Annotated in this window: 3 protein-coding genes; 2 read left to right on the forward strand and 1 reads right to left on the reverse strand. The window is 34.0% G+C overall.

The features are described from left to right. Positions 1-4: 4 nt before the first annotated feature. The gene (locus EQG68_RS04340; RefSeq protein ID WP_129463555.1) at positions 5-1,045 is read right to left on the reverse strand and encodes an endonuclease/exonuclease/phosphatase family protein; all 1,041 of its coding nucleotides are present in this window, start codon (positions 1,043-1,045) and stop codon (positions 5-7) included. Between the two features lie 138 nt (positions 1,046-1,183). Here EQG68_RS04340 and EQG68_RS04345 point away from each other — a divergent pair, with 138 nt between their 5' ends. Both EQG68_RS04345 and EQG68_RS04350 read left to right on the forward strand, forming a co-directional pair. Then, on the forward strand, positions 1,184-4,027 hold the full coding sequence (locus EQG68_RS04345) for a carboxypeptidase-like regulatory domain-containing protein (protein ID WP_129463556.1): 2,844 nt from the start codon (positions 1,184-1,186) through the stop codon (positions 4,025-4,027). Between the two features lie 24 nt (positions 4,028-4,051). Beyond that, positions 4,052-5,455, forward strand: coding sequence for a DUF5689 domain-containing protein (locus tag EQG68_RS04350; RefSeq protein ID WP_129463557.1), 1,404 nt, complete (start codon positions 4,052-4,054; stop codon positions 5,453-5,455). Positions 5,456-6,328: the final 873 nt, after the last annotated feature.

Here is a 6,328-nt window from a genome sequence, read left to right on the forward strand (position 1 = left end):
GATTTTATTTTACTTCTTTAATGAGGTAAGCATACACGGCAAAGTGATCGCTATAACCGGGTTCTGCCGGAGAGTTTCGCAACGGATAACCTTTGTATTGACCTGTAGTTTGTACTAAATAAGGTTTATTAAAAACGCCCGCTTTCCAAAAACGGAACGAAGAATAGTCTTTTCTGATGAAAGGTTCGGTAAAAATCATTTGGTCGAATAAATCCCACGCATCGCGGTAGGCAAGTGAACCGATTCCTTTGTTTGACATTTCTTCCATAGGGTTGTAGGTACCGCCGGGTTGCACTTCTTCTTTCTTGGCTTTTGCACCTAGGAACTTTTTAACGCTTTTATTATAAGGTCCGTCATTCAAATCGCCCATAGTAATAACTTTAGCATCCGGGTTTATTTTCTGTAACGAATCAATAATTTTTTTGTTTAAAGCTCCGGCTGCTTCACGGTAAGGACTACTTCTTTTTTCGCCACCGGAACGGGATGGCCAGTGGTTTACGATGAAATGCATTTCTTCCCCATCAAGAAAACCGGTAACTAATAATTGGTCTCTGGTGTAAACGCGTTTACCGCTTCCGTCAATATTTTCGATGATTAATGGAATATTTGCTGAACTGGTTGGTGTAAAATGTTTTTTTTGGTAAAGAAAGCCGGTGTCAATACCTCTACCATCCGGAGAATCGTAGTGAACGATACCATAATCTTTGGCAGCCAATTTAGGTTGCTTGATTAAGTCTTCCAAAACACCTCTGTTTTCAATTTCACAAACCCCTAAAACAACCGGAGAATTGTTTTGTTGTTCACTGGTGCCTATTTCTGAGATAACTTTTTCTAAGTTTTTTAATTTTTGTTGGTATTTTTCCGAGGTCCATCCCTTAGCCGGTGTATATTCTTCATCATTCACATTTTCATCATCTTTTATGTCAAAAAGATTTTCAAGATTATAGAAAGCAACGGTATGCATTATAAATTTTTTGTCCTGGGCAATGACACTATTCATTGAAGAAATCACAAGAAAAGCGGCAATAAATTGTTTAATTTTCATAAATTGTATATTAAATTACTGTCAAGTTTGATACAAACTTCGCACCAAAAGTAAATAATATTATTAAATAATGTACATTTGCAGGCTGTTAAGAAATAATTAACTTAACAGGTAAGAAAAATAATTTTAATTTTATTTATGAAAAAACTTGTTTTTAGTATTTTACTGGTAATGCAAGTGTTTTTTGGATTCGCACAAAACTCAGGAGGAGTCAAGGGAGTTGTGGTTGATTCAAAAACTCAAAAGCCATTACAGAGTGTTATTGTAACAATTCAAAACACAAGCCTAATGAAGTTAACAGCTTCAGATGGTGCGTTTGTTTTTGAAAATGTCCCACAAGGGAGTCAATTGCTTCAAATTAAAAGTGAAGGGTATTCTCAACAACTTTTAAATATAGAATTGACTAGTGGTGAAGTTTTGGATTTAGGTATCATTGTGTTAGAATTTGACATCACATCCGAACAACAATTAAGTTTAATCACTATCACCGAAAATGATTTGGGTGATGACAATAGTGGTTCAGAAAGCACAGCCGGCTTGTTACAAGCCACAAGAGATGCTTTTTTGCAAGCTTCAGCATTTAATTTCGGTCAAGCTAGGTTTAGAGTAAGAGGTTTAGACAATGAATATGGTGCCACCATGATTAATGGTGTTATAATGAATAAAATGTATGATGGAAGACCGCAATGGGGTAACTGGGGTGGATTAAATGATGCAACCAGAAATCAAGAATTTACCAATGGATTAGCTCCTTCAGATTATACATTTGGTGGGATTTTAGGGACTCAAGAAATTAACACCAGAGCTTCGATTTATCGTCCAGGTTCCAGAGTTTCTTTTTCTGGCACAAATACCAATTATAGCTGGAGAATGATGGGTACGCATGCCTCTGGAATGAATAAAAACGGTTGGGCATATGTTATTTCTGCAGGAAGAAGATGGGCAAAAGAAGGTTACTTTGAAGGTACAGATTATTCTGCCAACTCGTTTTTTGCAAGTGTAGAAAAACGTATAAATTCAAAACACAGCCTTAATTTAACCACCATCTACGCTGAAAACAGCAGAGGAAAAAATTCGCCAAATACTAAAGAAGTAAATGATTTAATGGGAACAGATTATAATTCCTATTGGGGCTGGCAAGATGGTAAGAAAAGAAATTCCAGAGATAAAGATTTAGTTGAACCAATGGCTATTTTAGGTCACTATTGGAAAATCAACAGTAAAACTTTATTAAATACAAATATTGCTTACCAAACCGGAAAAATTGGCAATAGCCGTTTGGATTTTAATAATGTCACTAATCCTGATCCTACTTACTATAGAAATCTTCCTAGTTATTATACTACTTTGCATACCACAATTGATGGAGTACCAACTTGGACACCAAATTTTGAAGAAGCAGATAGAATTAGAAATAGGTTTTTAGCCAACAGCCAAATAAATTGGCAAGCAATGTATGAAGCAAACTCTGTTCCCATTACAGATTCGAATGGTAATTTTATTGGTAGAACTCCAAGTGAAAGTGTTTATGTTTTATATGAAGACAGAACAGATGATGATTTGTTGACTGTAAACTCCATTTTAAATACTCAGTTAAGCGACAACATTGTACTTAACGCAAGTGCTTCCTACAGAAATTTAAAATCCAATAACTTTCAAAACTTATTGGATTTATTAGGCGGTTTATATTACCGTGATATTGATCCTTTTTTCCAAGGAAATCAATCACAACCTGATTTAAATAATCCAAATCGTTTAGTGGGAGAAGGAGATAAATACGGTTACAACTACAACATCCTTGCGACGTCAATTGACGCTTTCACACAATTTAAATTTAATTACAATAAAGTAGATTTCTATCTGTCGCAATCTTATTCAAGAAATGAATACCAAAGAGAGGGATTGTACAGAAATGGTATTTATCCACAAAATTCATTTGGAAAAAGTAGAAAAGTAGAATTTGACAACTTTGGTTTCAAAGGAGGTATGACTTATAAGTTATCTGGACGTCATCTATTTGATGTAAATGCGGTTTACATGACAAAAGCTCCAACTATTAGAAATACTTTCCCTAATGCTCGTTTAAACAATCAAATCGTAAATGGATTAACCAGTGAAACGATTTCTGGTGGAGATGTGAGTTACATTATCAGAGCTCCTAAATTAAAAGCGAGATTAACCGGTTATTATTCTAAAATTCAAGATGCTACGGAGGTTGGTTTCTTCTTTGCAGAAGGTTTAGGTGTTGTGGATGACACAGGTCAATTGGCTTCTGGAAATGGAAACGCTTTTGTGGCTGAAATTGTGACCGGACTAGATAAGAAAAACATGGGGCTTGAGTTAGGTTTAGAATATCAAATTACTTCCACAATTAAAGCAACAGGTGCTGCAGCCTACGGTCAATATACGTATGATAGCAATCCAAATGTGGCGTTAAATGTTGATAATGTTCGTAGAACAATTAATTATGGTCGTGCTACGATGAAAGACTACAAACAACCCGGAACTCCCCAACAAGCCTACTCATTAGGTTTAGAATATAGAGACCCAAGATTTTGGTGGATTGGAGCTAACGTAAATTATTTAGCTGATAACTACATGGACATATCTGCCATCATGAGAACTGATAATTTCTTTGATAATGATCAAATCTTTATTGATGATTTACCATTTGATAATGTAGATGAAGATTTAGCCAGACAATATTTAAAACAAGAAAAATTTGATTCGTTTTATTTAGTAAATTTGGTGGGTGGAAAATCATGGAGGATTAGTAAGAAAAACAGAAATACCGTTGGATTTTTTGCTAGTGTAAACAATGTTTTTGATGTTAAATACATTACCGGTGGATTTGAACAAGGTAGAAATGCAAATTATTCTCAAGTTCAACAAGATTATGCTGGTGATATTCGATCTTTTGGTCCCAAATATTTTTACGGTTACGGAAGAACTTATTTCGTAAACTTTTATTTAAACTTTTAAAAAAATCTATAGAAAAGATATATTATGAAAACAAATTTTTTAAAAACATCACTTTTAGTATTCACTGCATTTGCTACATTCAGCTGTGTAAATGATGATGATTATGGCATTCCGAATTTTGAGTGCAACGACCCCAACTTAACAGCAAACAAAACTGTTCAAGATGTTTATGACATGGCGTCAACTACCATTACTCAATTCCCTACCAATGTAGTTAACGAAGATATTTTGGAGGCTTATGTAGTTTCCTCAGATAGGGGAGGAAACTTCTTTAAGAGTTTATCACTTCAAACTTTAGGAACAGAAACTACTCCACCACTTGGATTTAGTATTCCAATTGATCAAACTAGTATGTTCACTATTTATGAGCCTGGAAGAAAAGTATATGTAAAACTAAACGAAAGATATTTTAATATAACAAACGGTTCGTTAATTATTGGTGAATTATTTTTGAATTCAAGCGGAAATGCTTCTGTGGGAAGAATTTCTCCTTCTACGTATGGCGATATTGTTCTTAGATCATGTCAATTCAAAGATGAGTCAGAATTAGTCAGAACATTAACCGTAAATGAAGCAAAGCAAGATGCAAATCTTAACACGTTGATTGAACTTGAAAATGTTCAATTCATGGATGCTGCCGTTGGTTCTACTTATTTTGATCCTAACAATGTTATTGGTGGTGCCACTAATCACTTAATTACTGATACAAATGGAAATACGGTTATTTTTAGAACCAGTAGTTTTGCAACTTACGCAGGTACAGTTGTTCCGGGTGAAAGTGGAAAAATCAGAGGAATTATGACAAAATTTGGTTCTGACTATCAGTTTATTGCCAGAACGATTGATGATGTTCAATTAACAAATGAGCGTTTTGACATTGATTTTGCAGCTCCGATTGTTGGTAATAACATCGTGTTCTTAACTTCTTTAAATGAAAATTTTGAGAGCTATTCAACAACTTCACCTGCAAACAGAATATTTCCTTCCTATATCAATGATGCTGCTATTGGTAGCAGATATTGGGGAGCAACAACTTTTGGAGGAAACAAATATATCCAAATGACCTCTTTTGGAGGTACTCCAGAGAATAACAGAGCTTTATTTATCATTCCTGTTGACATGAGTACAGCAAGTACATTATCATTTCAAACGAAAGCAGGTTTTGCAAATGGAACTGTTTTAAAAGTATATTATTCAACCGATTATGTTATTGGTGGCAATGCTGAAGATGCTACTTTAGTTGATATTACCTCTAACTTTACCATTTCTCCCGGTCAAGCATCCGGTTATCCAACAAACTTTACTAATAGTGGAAACTATAATATTCCTGCCTCTGTTACAGGAAACGGTTTCTTTATTTTTGAATATATTGGTGCCGGCGGAGGAATTACAACAACGATGCAAATTGATAATATCGTTATAAATTAAATTCAATAGTCCTAAAGAAAACTAAAAGCGGAACACTAATCATGTTCCGCTTTTTTTATGATTAATATTGCCTTAAAATGGCTTTAATTAGGTCTGAGCAGGTTTTGTTACCCTTCTTTGAGCTAGTTTTTTATTAATTTTATATTTAGCAAAATCAATCTTGAATAATTTAATTTCTTTATTCTTAAAGCATAATTAAATATTTTCTCAAACAATCCTTTTTTTAGTTTATTATTTATTCTGTGTTTTGTTAGTGCTTTTTTCGAGACTGATTCGAGGTTATGGTACACTTTGTTTAGAACAACTTTTCAAGAAAAGAGGCATCTTAAAATCAATGTAATCTTAAACCACTTCATAACCCAAAAAAGAGTAAAATACACACCCAAATTTCACCAAAACAACTATCTTTGTATGTGTAGAGGTAACTTATCTTTTTTACCCTTTAAATTTTACTTGGTTTTCTTGTTTTCCCTTCTTATTTATACAATTTTATAGTAAGTTTATGACGAGGTTATAGCGTTGTTATAGTATATTTATAGCATATCATCCTCTGATCAAAGCCTGATAAAAGCCGTATCAAAGTCTGATAAAAGGCATGTCAATTAACTATCGTCACCATAAAAACATTTGAGTTGTTCGATTGATAATTACTTTATTTGGTTATTTTAAGCCTCACAACGACATAAAAACAAAAAAACGGACAATTACTAGAACTGTCCGTTTTTTTGGTTTAAAAGGGTTTATTTTTACTTCTTCACAATCAAGAACTCACTTCGTCTGTTTTGAGCGTGTTGTTCTTCGCTGCAGGTTTCTTTACAATCCACTTTTGGTTCGGTTTCACCCATTCCTTTGCCGGAGATTTGCTCTTTCGAG

The organism is Flavobacterium piscinae (assembly GCF_004122145.1).
Classification (GTDB): Bacteria; Bacteroidota; Bacteroidia; order Flavobacteriales; family Flavobacteriaceae; genus Flavobacterium; species Flavobacterium piscinae.